We start from the raw sequence: 18038 nt of genomic DNA on the forward strand, positions 1-18038 counted from the left end.
ACCTGACCGAAGCCGCCGGACCCGTCTCGCAGAGCACCGATCGCGGTGTCGACGGGCTCGAAAGCATGAGTGAGCACGTCCCAGAGCAGGAAGACCAGAATGCCCACCGCGAGCGCGTTGAGGAACACCCGCGTTCCCGCCGCCGGGGACCGCAGCCGGCCCAGCGGCAACCCCAGCAGGATCGTCACCGCGGCGATCGCTCCCAGCAGCAACGTCTGACCCTCGCCCACAACGACCACACCCCTCGCGCACCAGCACCGGGACACCGCCGCGTCGCCGGAGCGAGGGCAGCCTCACCTAACCCGAAGGAACTGTCAACGGATACGTCCGGCAGCAGCGGTCGAGGGGAAGATCGAGCGCCTCTCGAGAGTCGTGGCGAGATGAGGCTAGAAGTGGAGCCAAGGCGCCCTCAGCCCGTAAGCCGGACACAGCATTCTCCGGGTCGGGGCGCGAGGGTCGCGGTCACGGTGTCGGCACGGAGCCCTTCGAGTACCCCGGTGATCAGGGCGTGGTTGAGCGCGCAGACGAGCGCGGGTGCGGTAGCCGCGTGGGGGTGGAAGGGGCAATTGCGCAAGCTCAGCTCGGTGGGGCGCCCGCGGCGGGGCTCGAATCCAAGGGTGGTCAGTAGGCCGGCGGCGACTGTCAGGCCGCGCTCGGCGCCGAGCCGTCCGGGGCGCGTGCGCTCCCGCTCGGCGGCTCCCAGGTCCCGGCCGCGGCGTCGGGCGATTGCGGCGACTGCGCTCTCGGCGTCCTCCCGGGCCTCCCGGGGTGGCGGCTCGCTGGCCGGGTCGAGGGCCTCGACGAGGATGCCGAGGAGCAGGTCGGGAGAGCGGGCCGGGATGGTGACGCCGATCTGGGCGTCGCCGGGCCGGTAGACCTTGGGCCGGCGACCCACCCGCCGTACCGCGCCCGGACCGGCCATCTCGGCCTGCAGGAGCCCGACCTCGACGAGCTTGTCCAGGTGGAACGCGGCCAGCTTGCGGGAGATGCCGACGGCGGCCGCGGCCTCATCACGGCTCACCGGGCGCGCCGCGGCGCGGACGACCTCGTAGAGGCGGCGTCGGAACCCGTCGGCGAGCGCGGCCATCGCGCCGATCGCCTGCGTCGTCGGCAGCTCGATGGACGCGGGCGCCTCCGGCGGCGGGTCGGGCTCCACGCCGCTCAGCGTACGTCCACACCAACCGAGATCACAAAAGAGAAGCGAGATGGTCGAAAGCATCTAGCGTTGGGCCGAGCAGCGTCTTGACTTGCTTCGGCAGATAAGACCAAACTTCGTTATCTGAATTAGCCGCGACTCGTGGGGGTGGACGGCGTGGTGAGCAGCGAGGCGAGCGACAGTCGGACCCGGAGTGGGTCCGGCCACCACGAGTCGTGCAAGGGGCCGGGCGCGCAGCCGGGCGAGGGGTCGCCCGCCCGGCTCGCGGAGGTGAAGCAGCCGATCAGCGCTGCGCTGGCGGGCCCGTACGGGCATCCCTGGCACCCGCTGCTCGTGACCGTGCCGATCGGGGCGTGGATCGCGAGCCTGGTGTTCGACGTGGGGTCCTACGTGGTCCCGAACGGTGGCTACCTGGTGCAGGGCTCGCGGTGGCTGATCGCGCTGGGCGTGCTCGGGGCGCTGGCCGCCGCGATGGTGGGCGCCCTCGACATGCTCTCCATCCCCCGGCACACCAGAGCCTCGCGCACGGCGCTGGTGCACATTGTCCTCAACCTTCTCGTCGTCGCCGCGTACATCGCCGGCTTCCTCTGGCGCCGGGGCGCCGAGAGCGGCGCGAGCACGGTCGGCGTCGGCCCCCTGGTCCTGTCGGTCGTCGCGGTGGCGGTACTCGGGCTGTCGGGCTCGCTAGGCGGGCGGCTGACGTTCCGCTACGGCGTCCGCGTGGCCGACGAGAGCACGCAGTTGACGGGCTACCGAGATGTTCGGAGCGAGGTCGGAGAGGAGACGCACTGATGGTCATGGCAACGGTCGCGCTGGTGGCTTGGGCGCTCACCGCGGTCGGCGGATTCGTGATGCTCGGGCGGTGGGTCGCCCGTGGGGGATTGCGCCAGCAGCGCACCGGGGCCTCGCGGCTGCCGGCGGGCGCGGTGTTCTCCCACCTCGCCCTCGCCGCCGCAGGCCTCGTCCTCTGGGTCCTCTACGTCCTCACCGACGCCGACGTGCTCGGCTGGATCGCACTCGTGCTGCTCGTGCCGGTCGCCGCGCTCGGGTTCGCGATGCTCGCCCGGTGGCGGCAGGTCTGGCGCGCCCCGCAGAGCGTCGCGGCGGGCTCCGGCAGCAGGTCCCCCGGCGCGGCGGCCCCCGCCTCCGAGGGCGAGACGCCCGCGGAACGGCACCTACCGGTCCCGGTTGTGGCCGCACACGGGTTGCTGGCCGTCGTCACGGTCGTGCTCGTGCTGCTGACGATGCTCGGCATAGGTGGGGCATAAGGCGTCCGCACGAGGCTCCGGACGGCCCGTCGGGTCGCGCCCGGCTCGATGATCCTGCGGTGGCCGATGGCGGAGGTGACGACGGCGGGCGCACGCTAAGACCCAGAACTTCTACTTCGGACGCCGGATCGTGAACCCGGCCGCCGCCGACGCACTCGACGCGTGGCACGAAGAGCACGAAAAACCATGGGCAAGTCATGGCTCGCGGGGGGCCGGCGCGTCTCAGGTCAACGCTGTGACCTGGGGGGAGGGCTCCTCCGACTGGACTCGAACCAGTAACCCTGCGATTAACAGTCGCATGCTCTGCCGATTGAGCTACGGAGGACCGTCATGAACCCGGACCGTGCTGGGCTCGCCGTAGACCGTACCTGACGGCTCCGCGGCGTCGTGCGGCAGGATGGGCCCACGCCGTCGTCGGGAGGTCTGATCATGAAGTTGCTGCCGTTCCTGCTGGGTATGGGCGTGGGATACGTCCTCGGGACCAGGGCGGGACGTGAGCGCTACGAGCAGCTGTCGAAGGCGTACCGCCGGGTGGCGGACAATCCTCAGGTGCAGGCGGCTGCCGGGGTGGCGCGCGCGAAGGCGGGCGAGGCCGTGCAGGCCGGGGTGGCGGTTGCGAAGGACAAGGTCGCGCCGTCGTCGAACGCCGGCCACGAGCCGTCAGCGCCCGGCCGGTCGGCCACGGGCAACGGGACCGCGCGCTAGCGATCTCGACGAACCGGGATCATCCGGGCGGGCTTCACGGCCCGGATGATCTCTGTTCAGATCATGTTCCCCTTCGCGTGATGGACGGCCATCGTCGGGGCGGTCGCGGCGTGCGCGGCCTCGCAGGGCGTCGTCGGGACGGTCCTCGTCGCGGTCGTCGCCATCGCCGTCGGGATCGGCATCTACGCGTTCGCGCCGCACGCCGGTCACCGCCGACAACGTCAACGATGTCGAGGCGCCGATCGCGCCCGACGAGGTCCGTACCGAGTGCGGGGTGGCGCAGGCATGAGCATCGCCTGGGGTTCGTTGGGTCTGGTGGCGATCGTGTCCTTCGCGGCCGCGGTCGTGGCGACGGCACTGGTGTCGTTCGGGATCGTGGGGCTCGCCGCGCGGTCGCCGCGACCCGACGGGCCGGAGCCGGCCCTCTCGCCGTCGACCGGGACGGCCGTCAGCGCGGTGTGCTTCGCGGCCGCCGCGGCGATCGTGATCTACGCGCTGTACATCATCCTGGCCTGAGCACATGGCAGTACCGACGCGCGGCGTCGCGGACCCGCCCTCGGTCCGGGGCGCCGCGTTCGTCGTTCAGGGGAGGATGTCGGGATGAGTGAGCGGCGCCGTCCTGGCATCTGACGCCAGCATCGTGCCGTTGCTGCCACGAGGGCCGGGGCCGGAAGGGGACGAGGGCCGACTCAGCCCCGCGCCCGACCCAACTTCTCCCCCACCCCGGCCGCGAGGGTGCGCACCTCGTCCGGGTCGGTCCCCGGGTCCGCGCGCACGTGCAGCACGACCCCGCCCGGGGTGCGGCGCTGCACGAACCACGCGCCGCCGCTGGGCAGGTCGTGGTGCTGGCGGGAGTGGATCGCGCCGGTGACGCGGCGGTGCACGGTCTCGGGGATGCGCCCCGGGTCGGGGAGCGGCAGCCGGCGGGGCACGGCGTCGGAGACCACCACGACCCCGCCCTCGAGGTGCTCGACCTCGAGCGCCTCGATCACCTCGAGCGCCCCCGAGGCCCAGGTCGCCTTGGAGACCAGGTGCCAGGGCACGCGGTGGTCGTCGACCCAGAGCCCCCGGTCGGTGGCGAGCACGACCTCGCCGCGCCGGGCGCGGGAGTCGGCCAGCACGCGCTCGTCGGGCTCCAGCGTCCCGGTGAATCCCTCCGGGGTGATCTCCCGCCCGGTGAGCAGCGCCGCGATCCGGGCCCCTACGCCGACCACTGCCCGCCGATCGCCTGGTCGCGCAGCGCCTTCTTGTACTGCTCGAGCGCGACGAGATCGCCGAACAGCTCGTGGTACTCGTCGGCGTCGGTCACCGGCGAGATCCGCTGCAGCCGCGACTTGATCTCCGCGACCTGCCGCTCCACCAGCGTGCCCTGCAGGGCGGTGAGCATCGACGAGACGTAGCGGTGGTCGTCGGCCTCGCGGGACTGCATCGGCTCGACCGCGAGCTCCGCGACCAGCCGGCCGTACCCGGGCGGGGTCACCTCACCGGTCACCGCCGAGAGCCAGGCCGACCCGGAGTACCCGCTCGACGTCCCGCCCGCGGCGAGGATCGCGCGGTGCACCGCGAGGTAGCTCTCGTGGCTGAACGCGTCCTCGGGGAGCGTGTCGTAGACCGGCCCGGCGAGCCCCGGGACCTGCAGCGCCGCCTTGAGGACCTCGCGCTGCACCCGCAGCCGCGGGTCGTCCCGGGCGGGCATCGGCGGCCCCTCCGACGCACCGCCGGACGACGACGAGACCGGCCGCACCTGCCGTCGTCGGGACCCCTGCTGGCGCGCGTCCGCCGGCTGCCCGGCGGTCTCGCGCACCCGCCGCACGACCTGCGCCTCATCGGCCCAGCCGGTCCACCCCGCGAGGCGCCGCGCGTACCCGTCGCGCAGCTCCACCCGCCGGATCTGCGCGACCAGGGGGACGGTGCGCTGCAGCGCGGCGGTCTGCCCCTCGACGGTCGAGAGGTCGTAGTCGTCGAGGATCGAGCGGATCGCGAAGGTGAACAGCGGCGAGCGCTGCGCGACGAGGTCGCGGACCGCCACGTCCCCGCGCTCCTGCCGCAGCTCACAGGGGTCCATGCCCCCCGGCACGGTCGCGATGTAGGTCTGGGCGGAGAACTGCTGGTCGCCGTCGAAGGCCTTGAGCGCGGCCGCCTGGCCCGCAGCGTCGCCGTCGAAGACGTAGATGACCTCGCCACGGTCGAACGAGTCGTCCATGAGCAGGCGGCGCAGGACGGCCACGTGGTCGTCCCCGAAGGCGGTGCCGCAGCTCGCGACGGCCGTCGGGACGCCGGCGAGGTGCATCGCCATGACGTCGGTGTAGCCCTCGACGATCACCGCCTGGCGGGACTTCGCGATCTCCCGCTTGGCCTTGTCGAGGCCGAAGAGCACCTTCGACTTGTGGTAGACGGGCGTCTCGGGGGTGTTGAGGTACTTGGCCTCGATGCGGTCGTCGTCGAAGAGCCGCCGGGCGCCGAACCCGACCACGTCACCGCCGAGATCCCGGATCGGCCACAGCAGGCGGCGCTGGAACCGGTCGCGGTGCCCGCGCTGGCCGGGGACCGACAGCCCGACCTTCTCCAGCTCGTCGAGGGTGAAGCCCTGGGCGAGCAGGTGCTTGGTCAGCTTCTCCCAGCCGCCGGGCGCGAAGCCGCAGCCGAAGGACTCCGCGGCCGCCTGGTCGAACCCGCGCTCGGCGAGGAACTCGCGGGCCTTCTGGGCCTCCCCCGGCGCCCGCAGCTGCTCGGCGTAGAACTCGGCGGCGACCTTGTTGGCGGCGAGGAGCCGGCTGCGCGTGCCCCGGTCGCGCTGGACGCTCGACCCGCCGCCCTCGTAGGTCAGCCGGAAGCCGACCCGGTCGGCGAGCTTCTCGACCGCCTCGACGAACCCCAGCTGGTCGACCTGCATGAGGAAGTCGATGACGCTGCCGTGCGCCCCGCACCCGAAGCAGTGGTACGTGTTGTGGCTGGTGCGGACCTGGAACGACGGGCTCTTCTCGTCGTGGAACGGGCAGAGCCCCTTCTGCGACCCGGGCCCGGCGGGCCGGAGGGCGACGTACTCGCTGACCACCTCGTCGATGCGGTTCCGGTCGCGCACCTCCGCGATGTCGGAGTCCCGGATCCTTCCCGCCACGGCGGCGAGTTTACGACGTCGGGTGCGCGCCCCGGGGGTGCGTTCGGCGAACCGGTCGGCCGGCCGTGCGTGAGCGGCGCCGTTCTGGCGTCGGACGCCAGCAACGTGCCGTTGCTGGCATGAATCCGGGCCTCAGACCTGCGCCGTCAGGAAGCCGTCGACGGCGGCCAGGGTCGCCTCCGGCTGCTCCAGGTGCGGCAGGTGCCCGGCGCCCCCGATGACGGTGAACGGGGCGCCGAGCGCGTCGGCGTAGGCCCGGCCGTACCCGACGTCGACGATCCCGTCGGCCTCGCCCCACACGACCGCGGCGGGGACGGTGATGTCTGACAGGCGGCCCCGCAGCGTCGGGTCGTGCATGTAGGGGCTGCCCGCGTAGTCGGCGAACACCGCCGCGTTCGACGCCATCGCCGCCTGCCGCTCGGCGGGGAGGGTGGACGGGTCGATCCGGAAGCGGTCCGGGTCGGCGTAGGAGTGGTCCGCGATCCTGTCGAGGGTCAGTCCGGAGATGTCGGTGATGGGGTGGTCCGGCACCTCGATGCCCACCGCGTCGACCAGCACGATCCCGCCGACCCGGCCGTCGGCCCCGGCCTGCCGGGCCATCTCCACGGCGATCCAGCCGCCGACCGAACTGCCGACCACGACGACGTCGTGCAGGTCCTGCTCGGCGAGCAGGTCGAGGTAGCGCGCCGCGATGTCGGCGACCGTGCGGCAGTCGTCGGGGCGCGGGGTGCCCTCGAAGCCGGGGATGGTCGGGGTGAGGACCCGGTTGCCGGCACCGGCCAGCTGCGCCGACAGCCCGAGCACCGACATCGGTCCCCCGCCGCCGTGCAGCACCATCACCGGGCGGCCGGTGCCGCGGTCGTCGAACGCCGGGGCGTACTCGTCGGACGGCGTCGTCGCGTAGCGGGCCATCACGCCGCCGACGTTCTCCGGCGTCATGGGCTTCCCGCCGTCGACCATCTCGCGCAGGTCGCGGAAGTACTGCACGTAGAGGTCGGGGGTGAAGGTGTTGAGCAGCACGGCGGGCTCGTCGCCGGGGTTGGCGAAGGTGTGCGGCGCGCCGGGCGGGACCATGACGAGCGAGCCGGCTGGGGCGTCCTGCACCTCGGTCCCGACGGTGAACCGGGCGGTGCCGGAGACGACGTAGAAGCCCTCGTCGTGCTGGGCGTGGCGGTGCTGCTGCGGGCCGTCGGTGTGCGGCGCGATGGTGATCTCACCGATGCCGAGCCGGTGCCCGGTGGTGGAGCCGTCCTCGAGGATGCGCATGGTCACCGCAGCGGTGAGCGGGACCTCGCCGTCGTGGGGTCCGACGATCGACACCAGGGTCATCGTGACCCCTCCTCGCTTCGTGAGAGTTCGCTGTCACGAATGACGGTAGGCGTGTCCCTGCGTTCGTGCAAGTATGATCTCACGATGAGAGTCAGGTGTTGGGAGGCGCGATGACGTCGACGACGACGGGCCGGGCCCGGCAGAAGGAGCGCACGCGGCGGGCGATCTCCGAGGCGGCGCGCGAGCTGGTGGAGTCCGGCGCCGAGGTGACGATGCCCGTCGTCGCCTCGCACGCCGGGGTCTCCGAGGCGACCGCGTACCGCTACTTCCCGGATCTCGTGACGCTGCTGCGCGATGCGGTGGCCGACACCTGGCCGACTCCCGAGGACCTGCTCGGCGAGGACCTGGCGGATATCGACGACGTGGGTGAACGGGTCGCCCGGGCGACGCGGGCGTTCTGCGTACGGACGCTGCGCCAGGAGCGGGCGGTGCGGGCGCTGGTGGCGGCGTCGTTGACGGGGGCCAGCGAGGAGCGGCCGGCGCACCGGTTCGAGGTGATCGAGTACGCGCTCGCGCCGGTCCCGGCCGGGCCGGAGCGGGAGGAACTGGCGTTCGCTCTCGCGGTGGTGATGAGCGCGGAGTCGCTGTTCACGCTGCTCGACCTGTGCGGGCTCGAGCCGGAGCAGGCGACGGCGAGCCTGGTGGCGACGGCGCGGAGGTGCGCTGCGCGCTGACCTCGCCGAGCGGACTCCGGCGGCCGCCGCGGCGACCATGGGGGTCCACTCGGCCCCGGTGGCCGGCCTCGGTGCCGGCGAGTGGACCTCGAGGGCTCCCGACACAGCCGTCGGGGTCCACTCGGCGCTCGCCGCCCCACGAGGCCGAAGTCCGGCTAGCCGAACGTGTCGGTCTCGACCACCACCCGGTCGATCTCGCCCTCCCCCGCCACCTGGCCCTCGCCGTCGACGGCGCGGACCGAGAACGTCAGACGGCCCTTCTCGTCGGGGCCGGAGAGGACCTCGGCGGTGCACCCGATCGTGCCGCCGACCGCAGTGGGACGACGGTGCTTGACCCGGACCGCGGTGCCGATCGTGGTCCGGCCGTCCTCGAGCAGCGGGGCCGCGACCTGGACCGTCGCGGCCTCCAGCCAGGCCACCAGCCGCGGGGTGCCGAGCACCGGTACGTCCCCGCTGCCGAGGGCGATGGCGGTGTCCTCGTCGGTCACGTCGTGGAGCATCGCGGCATCATAGAGGTGCGCTCCGCGCTCGTGAGCACCAATCCGTGGTATGGCACGGATTAGTGCTCACATGGGCGGAGCCCACCTATTGCTCGGCGTCGTCTTCTGCGACGTGATGTCGTGGAAGTTCCGCGAGATGTATTCACCGGTCCGACAGGCCAGCGCCCCGATCGTGGAGGTCGGGTTCACCGCGCCCCCGGTCGTCAGGGTGCTGCCGTCGACGAACAGGTTCGGCAGATCCCACGTCTGGCACCACTTGTTGAGCACCGAGTCGTCGGGCGAGTTGCCCATGCGGCAGGTGCCCATGAGGTGCCAGCCCGGCGGCGGGTAGAGCACGCCGGTGTCGTTGGTCTCGGTGGCCCCGACCGCCCGCGTCGCCTCGAAGATCTTCTCGATCCCGTACTCGGCGAGCGCGACGTCGTTGGGGTGCAGCTCGTAGTCGACGTGCGCGGCCGGCAGGCCGGACGAGTCCGTGACGTCGGGGTCGAGCGTGACCCGGTTCGTCTCCACCGGCAGGTCCTCGCCGAACATGAACACCATGAGGTGGTTGGCGAAGTGGCCGTCGAAGAACGCGCGGTGCTTCTCGCCCCACGGCGCGGTGTAGCCGGTGTGCGTGCCCATCGCCGCGTAGGCCGGACCGAACGAGCGCGCCACCTGCATCCCGAATCCGTTGACGAATCCGCGGCTCATGTCGGTGTGGTAGAACTCGTGCGAGTAGAGCGGGGCGCCGAACGAGCCCTTGAATCCCTCGACGGGTTCGTCGAACCACGAGTCGCAGAACGCGAACACGTGGTGCATGAGGTACTTCCCGACGGTCCCGTTCGAGTTCGCGAGCCCGTCCGGGAAACCCTTCTGCGCGCTCTGCAGGAGCAGCCGCGGGGACCCGATGCCGTTGGCCGCGAGGATGACGATCTTCGCGCGGATCTCGTGTCGCTCGCCGGTGGTGCGGTCGATGTAGGTCGCGCCGGTCGCGCGGCCGTTCTCGGCGTTGATCGTCTCGACGCGGGCCATGGTGCGCAGGTGCGCCCCGAACCGGATGGCGTAGGGCCAGTGCGCGTTCGCCGGAGTGGACAACGACCCCGTCGGGCTGCCGGAGAGCTCGTTGCCCATGGCCTGGTCCGCCTCGCGGTTCTCCCGCGGGATCGTGATGACCGCGTTGTCCGAGGGCCACCAGTGCCAGCCGAGGTCCTTCGACGCCGTGGCGTACTTCAGGCCGAGCTTGCCGGGCAGGACCTCGGGGTCGCGCACCGCCTGCTTGCGGTCCGGGTACGAGGGGTCGCCGATCCGGCCGGAGATGCCGTAGATCTCGTCGTTCTCGTCGTAGAACGGGGCGAGGTCCTCGTAGGAGATCGGCCAGTCGATCGTGCCCTCGAGGCCGTGCGGCGGGACGATCGTGTCCGCCGCGGCGTTGATGACGGCGGCCTGCGTGTCATCGAACCGGATCGGGTTCGGCAGCCCGCCGAGCCCGCGGGCGGCCGGTCTCGAAGTAGCCGCCGGCCTCCCCCGGCGTGGCGGTCGTCTCCGGGGCGCCGAACGGTGCCGGCTTCTCTCCCAGGGCGTTGTCCACCTGGTCCCCTCCTCCTTCGTCGTCGGAGCCCATGTGAACGGATGTGGTCGTTCCGGCGACCACATCCGTTCACATGCGCAGCTGTCGCTCGTCGACCACGCGCCGCGACTTGTGCTCGGCGCGCTCGAGGGTGTCGGCGTCCACGGACTCGAAGGTCACGCGGACGCCGAGGAAGGACTGCAGGCCCGCGCCGGTGTTCTTCTCGAACTCGCCGCGCCGGTCGGCGGGCAGCGTGCACTCGGCCCGGACGATCATCTCGTCCATCGACCCGGTGCGGCGCACGACGATCTGGTGCTCGCCGCCGTAGTCGGCCACCTGGCGCAGGTAGTTGTCGACCTCCGTCGGGTACACGTTCTCCCCGCGGATGTGGATCATGTCGTCGATCCGGCCGTAGACGCCGTCGGGCAGCTTCGGATAGGTCCGCCCGCAGGGGTTGTCCTCCATGACCCAGCGCGTCAGGTCGTTGGAGGCGAGCCGGATCATCGGCTGCGAGGTCCGCTCGAGGTGGGTGTAGACCGGCGTGCCCTCGCCGCCGTAGGGGACGGTGCGGAACGTCTCCGGGTCGCACACCTCGTGCCAGACGATGTCCTGCCACAGCAGCATCCCGTCGGGGGTGCCCGCGGTGGCCGACGCCGACATGAACGGCGTCATCTCGGCCATCGTGCCGCAGTCGATCACCGTGGCGCCGAAGGAGTCCTCGATCGCCTTGCGCACCGACGGCACCGAGGCACCGGGCTCGCCGGAGAAGAACATGACCTTGAGCCCGAACTCACGGGGGTCGATCTTCTCCTTCTCGGCCACTTCCGCGAGCCGCAGCGCGTAGGACGGCGTGGCGTAGAACGCCGCCGGCTTCACCCGGGCCAGCCAGGTGACCGCCCGCGCCGTCATGCCCTGGGCGCCGGCGCCGAAGGGCAGGACGCGGCACCGCAGCCGTTCGGCCGCCGTCATCGCGCCCCAGGAGCCGAGGTAGAGGGAGAACAGTGCCGCGACGAACACGGTGTCGCCGGGCCGGACGCCCATCCCCCACAGGATGCGTGCCTGGTTGTCGGCGATGACCTCCCAGTCCCGGCGCCCGAGCGCGAACGCCGTCGGGGCGCCCGTCGTCCCGGACGTGCCGTGGATGTGGTGGACCTCGGACTCGTCGCAGCACAGGTAGTCCCCGAACGGCGGATGGTCGGCCTGCGACTCGCGCATCTCGGCCTTCGTCACCACCGGGACCTGCTCGAAGGCCTCGAACGAGGTGATGTCCGCGGGCTTCAGGCCGGCCGCGTCCCACGTGGTCCGGTAGAAGGACGACGTCGAGTAGGCGTAGTCCATGACCTCGCGGAGCCGCACGAGCACGGCGGCGTCGCGCTCGTCGGGGTCCATGGTCTCCCGGTTCGGGAACCAGTACGGCGACTCGGGATCGGGGAGGTAGCTCTGGTCGTACCGGGTGGGGAAGGCCCACTCCTCCATCCGTCCGCTCATGTCAGGACTTCCTCCGCTCGATCTCGGCGTCGTTCCACGGGGTGAGCGCCTGGTAGTCGGGCACGAAGCCGAGGCCCTTGCCGGAGTCGGGCGACGGCGCGTCCTGGGTGGTGACGACGTCGACCACCGCGGGTGCGTGCTCGACGGCGCGGCGGATCGCGTCGGTGAGGTCGGCGCCGTCGGTGACCCGCTCGCCGTGCGCGCCGAAGGCGCGGGCCACGGCGGCGTAGTCGGAGTCGCCGAGCTCGGTCCCGACGACGAGGCCGTAGTTCTCGGCCTGGTCGTAGCGCTCGATGTTCCAGGCGCGGTTGTTCGAGACGATCACGACGATGTTCGCGCCGTGCCGGACGGCGGTGTCGATCTCCGTCGCGGTGATGCCGAAGGCGCCGTCGCCGGTCACCGCGACGACCGGGCGCTCGGGGTACGCCAGCGAGGCGGCGACGGCGAACGGCGTCGCCACCCCGAGGCACCCGAACGCCCCGGCGTCGAGGTAGCGCGCGCACCGGGTGATCCCGAGGCGGGCGAACGAGAGCAGGTCGCCCCCGTCGGCGATCATGATCGTCTCGCCGAGGTCCAGAGCATCCCCGTCCAGGGCGTCCAGCGCCCCGAAGATGCGGTTGGGGTGGATGTGGCCGTCGGCGCCGTTCTCGGTGGTGTGCAGGGCCTCGCGGTACTCGTCGGCGCGCGTGCGGTGCTTGGTCTTGAGCTCGTCGCGCCACGACGTGTCGGGGGTGTGGTCCTTCAGCGCGTCGGCGATCGCCCCGAGCGCCGCGCCCGGCTCGGCCAGGATCTCGACCTCGCCGCGGCGGTTGTCGATCAGCTCGCTCGCGGTGTCGGAGATGCGCACGACCTTCGCGTGCGGGAAGACCGCCGGGGACCCCATCCCGAGCTGGTAGTCGAGCTGGCGGCCCACGGTGATGAGCAGGTCGGTGTCGCGCATGACCGCGGACCGGGCACTCCCGACGGCGGCCGGGTGGCTGTCCGGGACGAGGCCGCGGCTCTCCTGCGTGTCGAGGTAGGCGGCGCCGCTGGCATCGAGGAGGCGGACCAGTTCGGTCCCGTCGGTGGTCCGCGCCCCGCGGCCGGAGATCACCGCCGGCTTCGACGCGGCCCGGAGCAGGTCCGCGACGGCGGCCACGTCCTCCGGGTGGGGCTGGGGACGACGGCGGGGCTTGGCGCGGAAGTGCTCCTCGGTCTGCAGGGCCGGCGGGACCTCCTGGCGGAGCACGTCGGTCGGGATCTCGAGGTAGACCGGGCCGGGCTCGCCGCGGTCGCCGGAGGCCCGCGCCCAGGCCTCGTCGAACTCGCGGAGCACCTGGTCGGCGCTGCGCAGGGTGCGGGCCAGCCGCGTGACCGGCTCGAGGATCGCGGTGTGCGGGATGTCCTGCAGCGGGCCCATGTTGGACTGCGGGATCGGCGGGCAGCCGCCGATGACCAGCAGCGGGATGCGCGAGACCGAGGCGTTCGCGACGGCGGTGACGGTGTTCGTCACGCCGGGGCCCGCCGTCACCAGCGCGACCGCGGTCTGCCCGGTGAGCTCCGTGTGCGCGTGCGCCATGTGCACCGCGGAGCCCTCGTCGCGGACGTCGACGATGCGCACGCCGCGCCGCGCGAGCCGGTCCCAGATCGGCTGGATGTGGCCGCCCTGCAGCCCGAACACGCGGTCGACGCCGTGCTCGGTCAGGAACCGCGCCACGACCTCGGCGACCTGCTCCGGCCGACCCTGGTGCTGGGCGTCCGCCATGGATCCTCCCCGTCGAGTGATCGTCGGCACGCTTCTCGCGGTGACCGCCGTCACGACCATGGCGCATTCTGAATTCAGAAGTCAATAGCTTCGGGTGACTTGGTCGCTACTGGTCGCGACCACGAACCGCGATAGCGTGGGGCTACCCCCGGTCGTGCGGTGTGAAGCACGCCACGTGTGGAGATCGGGGCCGAGCGGTTCGCGGGCCCGATGGGCCCGGAGGGGTGGGATGAGCGCGCTACCGCAGATGCCTTCTCGGACCGAGCAGGTCTTCGAGGCCATCGTCGACGACATCTGCACCGGACGGCTCGCTCCGGGCACGCCGCTGCGGCAGGAACAGCTCGCCGAACGGTTCAACGTGTCCCGCCAGCCGATCCAGCAGGCCCTGCTCCTGCTGCGCAATCAGGGCCTGGTCCGCGAGTTCGGCCGCCGGGGCCTCGAGGTGGCGCCGCTCGAGCCCGAGTTCGTCAGCCACCTCTACGAGCTGCGCGCGGTGCTCGACGGGCAGGCGGCCCGGCTGGCCGCGGCCCGGCGCACCGACGACTGGCTGGCGCGCGCCGACGAGATCGTCGCGAGCGGGAACCAGGCGTTCGCCGACCGCGCCTTCGCCCAGATGATCCGGGGGGACGTCGAGTTCCACCGCACCGTCGTCGAGGCCTCGGGCAACCCGCTGCTCGTCGAGAGCGCCGGGGTGATGTGGCGCAACGTCCAGCGGGTGATGGGCGAGGTGCTCTTCCAGGGCGGCGCCCCGGCCTGGGTGTGGGAGGACCACACCGCGATCCTCGCGGCCATCCGGGACCGTGACGGCGAGGCGGCCGAGGCCCTGTCGCGGCGCCACGCCGAGCACGGCGAGCAGCTCATCCTCGACGCGATGGGCGCGGCCGGCCGTGACGCGGCCGGGTCGGGCTGAGCGGGGCTCCCCTACAGGTACTGGGCGTCGTCGGCGGGTTCGCCGGGCCTCCGGGGCGGGCTCGTGGATTCACCGAGCCCCGTCGTCGGGGGGAACGGCCGGAACTCGAAGTCGACGGTGGCGGTCCCCTGGCCGGGGGCCGCGGTGGTGCGGGCGGTGATCAGCCCGGCGGTGTCGGCGGTGTGCAGGGCGGCGAGGAGCGCGGTCAGCCGGGCGGGAGCGCCGTGGGGTGTCTGGTCGGTCTGGATCAGGGTCCGGTGGGAGGCGGTGAGGTTCCACGCCTGGGCGGAGCCGGCGCCCTGGCTGGTGGTGGTGACGACGTCGAGCAGCCAGTGGGCGGGCTTGCCGGCGAACGGCGCGGTCTTGTGCGCCAGGACCTCGATCACGTGGTCGGCGCGCACCAGCCCGTGGTCGAGGGTCTCGATCCACACCCGATCCAGTCCCACCTCGGTCCTCCCTCGGTCAGGTCAGGGGCGGCCCCGGACCACAGGCCGGAGACCGGGCTGGCACCGTGGTGCTCGGGGCCGCCCCTGCACGTCGGACCCTGTTCCGGTTCGTCACGGCGGAGGGGATCGGGGCGACGGGCCGGGTCGTCGACGGCGCCCGCTCCGCACCGCCGTGGGGACCGGGGCGCGGTCGCGGCGGCGGTCGGTCGGCGTCGGACCGGGCCGGTCGGCGCGACGGGAACGCGAGCCCGACCGGGGCGGGATCGAGGCGGGCACGGGCTCGCCCTCGGCTCCCGGGTACTCGGCGAGCACGATCGCGACGAACTCGGCATCGAACACCGCCTGGTCGACCTCGGGCGCATCGAGCACGGATACCACCGATGAACACCTCCTCCGGTCGCGATCACACCGGCTTCAGCGTCCCTGCCGAACTGATATCTGCAACTCTAGATACAGGTTTTCGGCAGGTCAACCCGTCGATTCCAAGTCACGTGGCGGCGGTCAACACGTACCGCGGCGCGTCGGGGTCCTCGCCGGGCCAGGCGTCCAGGACGTGGTCGTCGACCGCGGCCGCGAGCTCGCGCCCGACCAGCACCACGACGCCCTCGGCAGCGGCGACGTGGTCCCGCCGCGGTGGTCGGTGTCGGGCACGAGCTGCACCGGCAGCGGCGCTCCGCCGCCCAGCACGTGCAGGCGCACGGTGGGCGCCGTCCCGGTGTCGGCGCACCGCTCGCGGATGGGGCGAGCTACAGGTTCAGTCAAGTCGAATCGCAGGCACAGGAGCGGGCGTCCGGAAGGGTCTAGCCCGTCGTCGCGTCACGGTGGACCCCGAGCAGATGGCGGTAGGCGGCCGCGCTCATCTTGTTGAAGCCCTGCTCCTCGTCGGTCGTCTCGCGGCGCACCTTGCCGGGCACGCCCGCCACGAGCGAGCCCGGCGACACCGTCACGCCCTGCGAGATCACTGCGCCGGCCGCGATCACCGAGCCCCGCCCGACGATCGCCCCGTTCATGATCACCGCGCCCATCCCGACGAGGACCTCGTCCTCGACCGTGCAGCCGTGCACCACCGCGCGGTGCCCGACGGTGACGTTCTCCCCCACCGAGCACGGGAAGCCCGGGTCGGCGTGCAGCACCGAGCCGTCCTGGATGTTGGACCCCGCCCCGATCGTGATGGTGTCGTTGTCCGCCCGCACGACCGCGCCGTACCAGATGCCGACCTCGGGCCCCAGCGTCGCGCGACCGGCCACGACGGCGCCCGGCGCGATCCAGGCGGTCGGGTCGACCTGCGGCGAGTGACCGTCCACGGTGACGAGCAGCGAGTCCATGGCCGACATCGAACCAGGCTGCGGTCGCCGCGGGCCGGCCGTCCCCGCAAGCCGATCATGAGCACGAGCCGTGGCGCGGAATGCCTCGATGTGGGGCGGTCCGCGCCACGGTTGACGATCACGCCCGGCGACGCTCAGACGTCGGCGCGGGCCTGCTCGCCACGCGGCTCGGGGATCGCCGGCTCGCCGTCGTCCCCGCCGTCGTCCGATGCCCCGTCCCCGTCCTCCGCGACATCCCCCGCCCAGCGGGGTGCGTCACGGGCGAAGGTGACGACGACGGGGACCATCGCCGGCGGCGGGGCCGGCTCGTCGGGCACGGACGGCTCGGGCTCCGACACGGTCACCCGGGCCGGGACCACCGGCTCCAGACCGGGCAGCTCCGGCGGCTCCGGGCCCCGGCACACGGCCGGGACGATCGGTTCCAGGCCCGGGAGCCCGTCGGGGTCCGGAACCGCCCCCACCGTCGGGACCACCGGCTCGAGGCCGGGCAGGCCGTCGGGGGTGACGGCGGGGACGTCGGGGGCCGCGGGCCCGATCAGCCACTGCCCGTCCACGGGGCGGCGCTGCAGGCTCGGACCCGCGGTGAGGGCCTCGAACGGGACCGCGGCCATCTTCTGCCGGGCCCGGACCACCGACCGCGAGCTCCCCGCCACGACCACCGCCAGCACGAGGCGGTCGCCGTGCGGGTCCGGGACGTCGCGCAGCAGGTGCACCCGGCCGTCGGGGGTCTCGACGGTCATGGTCGCCTCGAACGCCGGCTTCGTCCCGGTGACCGCCGTGGCGGCGCGGGCGAGGTCGGCGTGCCCGGCCCCGAGCAGCTCGAGGTCGGTGAGGTCCGCGTCCCGGGTGCAGGCATCCAGGACGAGACCGCTACCGAGGTCGACGAGTGTCGCGGCGACCACCCGCCGATCCTCGAGCAGCGACGCCAGCACCGTCGAGAGCCCGTCGGCGCGGACGCACGTGATGTGACGGTGCCGTCCCACGTCGGTCGGTCAGCGCCGGCCGGTCTGCTGGTAGTACCCCTGGTCGACTGCGGACGGGCCGGCGTCCGGGCCATCCATGGTGAACCGCTGCGCGATCATGCGCAGGTCGCGGCGGGCCATCGCGAGGTTGGCCTGCTGACGGTTGAGGACGAGGTAGAAGAACACCTTGTCCTCGTCGTTGCGCGAGTAGACCGGCCGGATCAGGTGGTACTGCGTGTCGAGGGTGATCAGGATGTCCTCGATCGTCTCCCGCAGGCCGAGCTTCTGCATGACGTCGAACTTGGCGCGCACGACCTCGGAGTTGCCGGGAGCGGCGACGTCGAGGTCGAACTCGGCGCTGCCGCCGCGTGAACCGAGGGTCATGCCGCTCTCGTAGTCGACGATCGCGACCGCGAAGGCGCCCTTGATGTTCGTCGCAGCGTTGAGGACGTAATCGATGTCAGCCATGGGGTTCTGTTTCTCTCCATCGGGGTGGCTTGGATCGGAGGACGACGGGGGTCAGGACAGACGACGTAGTCCGTCGATCAGCCGTCTCAGCACCGAGGGCTCTGCGGTGAACGCCGCGGTACCTGCCACGGCGGCCGCAGGGCGGACCGTCGGGGCGTTTCGAGGGGTGGCGGGCAGGCCCGCCGGGAGGTGGGACCCGGGCCGACGGTGCGGCAGCTCCGGCAGCTCGTCGGCGTCGTCGTCGTCGTCCGTGTCGTCCGTGTCGGCCGTCTCGGGCGGGGCCGGGTCCTCGGAGGCGCCGTGCTCCTCCTGCTGGGTGTCCGTCGAGCCCTGGTCCGGGTCCTCGAGGGGCGGCGCGGTGATGGTCGGGTAGGGCATCGGCGCCGGCATCTCGGTGGT

The 18038-nt window shown here is 72.5% G+C and carries 20 protein-coding genes, 1 tRNA gene and 2 pseudogenes; 6 read left to right on the plus strand and 17 right to left on the minus strand.

Annotation, left to right across the window (positions count from 1 at the left end; genetic code table 11):
- Both VGH76_RS24635 and VGH76_RS24640 read right to left on the minus strand, forming a co-directional pair.
- Positions 1 to 212 (minus strand): annotated as a pseudogene (locus VGH76_RS24635) (zinc permease); the annotation flags it as partial.
- 197 nt (positions 213 to 409) lie between these two features.
- Positions 410 to 1156, minus strand: a complete 747-nt coding sequence (locus VGH76_RS24640; protein ID WP_331559395.1) for a transcriptional regulator — start codon at positions 1154 to 1156, stop codon at positions 410 to 412.
- A 159-nt stretch (positions 1157 to 1315) separates the two neighbouring features.
- Here VGH76_RS24640 and VGH76_RS24645 point away from each other — a divergent pair, with 159 nt between their 5' ends.
- The gene (locus VGH76_RS24645; protein ID WP_331559396.1) at positions 1316 to 1948 is read left to right on the plus strand and encodes a DUF2231 domain-containing protein; all 633 of its coding nucleotides are present in this window, start codon (positions 1316 to 1318) and stop codon (positions 1946 to 1948) included.
- Positions 1948 to 2424: a hypothetical protein gene (locus VGH76_RS24650; protein WP_331559397.1), complete on the plus strand. Its 477-nt coding sequence runs from the start codon at positions 1948 to 1950 to the stop codon at positions 2422 to 2424. The genes VGH76_RS24645 and VGH76_RS24650 overlap by 1 nt, the downstream gene beginning before the upstream one ends.
- A 252-nt stretch (positions 2425 to 2676) precedes the next feature.
- Here VGH76_RS24650 and VGH76_RS24655 read toward each other — a convergent pair.
- Positions 2677 to 2749: transfer RNA gene (locus VGH76_RS24655), tRNA-Asn, on the minus strand.
- A 104-nt stretch (positions 2750 to 2853) separates the two neighbouring features.
- Here VGH76_RS24655 and VGH76_RS24660 point away from each other — a divergent pair.
- Positions 2854 to 3129 carry a hypothetical protein gene (locus VGH76_RS24660; protein ID WP_331559398.1) on the plus strand — a complete coding sequence of 92 codons (276 nt, stop codon included), beginning with the start codon at positions 2854 to 2856 and terminating at the stop codon, positions 3127 to 3129.
- 56 nt (positions 3130 to 3185) lie between these two features.
- Here the strand turns inward: VGH76_RS24660 and VGH76_RS24665 are convergent, their stop codons facing one another.
- A complete protein-coding gene (locus VGH76_RS24665; RefSeq protein ID WP_331559399.1) occupies positions 3186 to 3311 on the minus strand; it encodes a hypothetical protein in 126 nt (41 codons plus the stop codon).
- A 103-nt stretch (positions 3312 to 3414) separates the two neighbouring features.
- Between VGH76_RS24665 and VGH76_RS24670 the strand changes: the two genes are divergently transcribed.
- Positions 3415 to 3645 (plus strand): hypothetical protein, encoded by a 231-nt coding sequence (locus tag VGH76_RS24670; RefSeq protein WP_331559400.1) that lies wholly within the window; start codon positions 3415 to 3417, stop codon positions 3643 to 3645.
- 173 nt (positions 3646 to 3818) lie between these two features.
- On the opposite strand, the gene VGH76_RS24675 is transcribed toward VGH76_RS24670, so the two are convergent.
- The 3 genes from VGH76_RS24675 to VGH76_RS24685 all read right to left on the minus strand — a co-directional run bounded on the left by VGH76_RS24675 (position 3819) and on the right by VGH76_RS24685 (position 7576).
- Positions 3819 to 4343, minus strand: a complete 525-nt coding sequence (locus tag VGH76_RS24675; protein WP_331559401.1) for a hypothetical protein — start codon at positions 4341 to 4343, stop codon at positions 3819 to 3821.
- The gene (gene dnaG / locus VGH76_RS24680) at positions 4331 to 6247 is read right to left on the minus strand and encodes a DNA primase (protein ID WP_331559402.1); all 1917 of its coding nucleotides are present in this window, start codon (positions 6245 to 6247) and stop codon (positions 4331 to 4333) included. Before dnaG ends, VGH76_RS24675 begins: the two co-directional genes overlap by 13 nt.
- A gap of 132 nt (positions 6248 to 6379) precedes the next feature.
- Entirely contained in the window at positions 6380 to 7576 is a 1197-nt protein-coding gene (locus VGH76_RS24685) for an alpha/beta fold hydrolase (protein ID WP_331559403.1), read from the minus strand.
- A gap of 110 nt (positions 7577 to 7686) precedes the next feature.
- On the opposite strand from VGH76_RS24685, the gene VGH76_RS24690 reads away from it, so the two are divergent.
- Positions 7687 to 8250 carry a TetR/AcrR family transcriptional regulator gene (locus VGH76_RS24690; RefSeq protein ID WP_331559404.1) on the plus strand — a complete coding sequence of 188 codons (564 nt, stop codon included), beginning with the start codon at positions 7687 to 7689 and terminating at the stop codon, positions 8248 to 8250.
- Between the two features lie 155 nt (positions 8251 to 8405).
- Here VGH76_RS24690 and VGH76_RS24695 read toward each other — a convergent pair whose 3' ends face one another.
- From VGH76_RS24695 to VGH76_RS24710, 4 genes are all read right to left on the minus strand, one after another.
- Entirely contained in the window at positions 8406 to 8750 is a 345-nt protein-coding gene (locus VGH76_RS24695) for a thioesterase family protein (RefSeq protein ID WP_331559405.1), read from the minus strand.
- 66 nt (positions 8751 to 8816) lie between these two features.
- On the minus strand, positions 8817 to 10382 hold the full coding sequence (locus tag VGH76_RS24700) for a GMC family oxidoreductase (RefSeq protein ID WP_331559406.1): 1566 nt from the start codon (positions 10380 to 10382) through the stop codon (positions 8817 to 8819).
- A 4-nt stretch (positions 10383 to 10386) separates the two neighbouring features.
- Positions 10387 to 11784, minus strand: a complete 1398-nt coding sequence (locus tag VGH76_RS24705) for a phenylacetate--CoA ligase family protein (RefSeq protein WP_331559407.1) — start codon at positions 11782 to 11784, stop codon at positions 10387 to 10389.
- A gap of 1 nt (position 11785) precedes the next feature.
- Complete coding sequence (locus tag VGH76_RS24710; RefSeq protein WP_331559408.1) at positions 11786 to 13528, minus strand: thiamine pyrophosphate-binding protein; 1743 nt, start codon at positions 13526 to 13528, stop codon at positions 11786 to 11788.
- A 229-nt stretch (positions 13529 to 13757) separates the two neighbouring features.
- Here VGH76_RS24710 and VGH76_RS24715 point away from each other — a divergent pair, with 229 nt between their 5' ends.
- On the plus strand, positions 13758 to 14438 hold the full coding sequence (locus VGH76_RS24715; protein ID WP_331559409.1) for a GntR family transcriptional regulator: 681 nt from the start codon (positions 13758 to 13760) through the stop codon (positions 14436 to 14438).
- Between the two features lie 11 nt (positions 14439 to 14449).
- Here the strand turns inward: VGH76_RS24715 and VGH76_RS24720 are convergent, their stop codons facing one another.
- The 6 genes and pseudogenes from VGH76_RS24720 to VGH76_RS24745 form a co-directional block, all read right to left on the minus strand.
- Entirely contained in the window at positions 14450 to 14884 is a 435-nt protein-coding gene (locus VGH76_RS24720) for a hypothetical protein (protein WP_331559410.1), read from the minus strand.
- A gap of 111 nt (positions 14885 to 14995) precedes the next feature.
- Positions 14996 to 15262 carry a hypothetical protein gene (locus VGH76_RS24725; RefSeq protein WP_331559411.1) on the minus strand — a complete coding sequence of 89 codons (267 nt, stop codon included), beginning with the start codon at positions 15260 to 15262 and terminating at the stop codon, positions 14996 to 14998.
- 422 nt (positions 15263 to 15684) lie between these two features.
- Positions 15685 to 16209 (minus strand): gamma carbonic anhydrase family protein, encoded by a 525-nt coding sequence (locus VGH76_RS24730; RefSeq protein WP_414637809.1) that lies wholly within the window; start codon positions 16207 to 16209, stop codon positions 15685 to 15687.
- 134 nt (positions 16210 to 16343) lie between these two features.
- Positions 16344 to 17192: a hypothetical protein gene (locus VGH76_RS24735; protein ID WP_331559414.1), complete on the minus strand. Its 849-nt coding sequence runs from the start codon at positions 17190 to 17192 to the stop codon at positions 16344 to 16346.
- Positions 17193 to 17201: 9 nt separating this feature from the next.
- Positions 17202 to 17639 carry a hypothetical protein gene (locus tag VGH76_RS24740; RefSeq protein ID WP_331559415.1) on the minus strand — a complete coding sequence of 146 codons (438 nt, stop codon included), beginning with the start codon at positions 17637 to 17639 and terminating at the stop codon, positions 17202 to 17204.
- A 51-nt stretch (positions 17640 to 17690) separates the two neighbouring features.
- Positions 17691 to 18038 (minus strand): annotated as a pseudogene (locus VGH76_RS24745) (hypothetical protein); the annotation flags it as partial.

Source organism: Actinomycetospora sp., assembly GCF_036497585.1.
In the GTDB taxonomy this organism is placed as follows: Bacteria; Actinomycetota; Actinomycetes; order Mycobacteriales; family Pseudonocardiaceae; genus Actinomycetospora.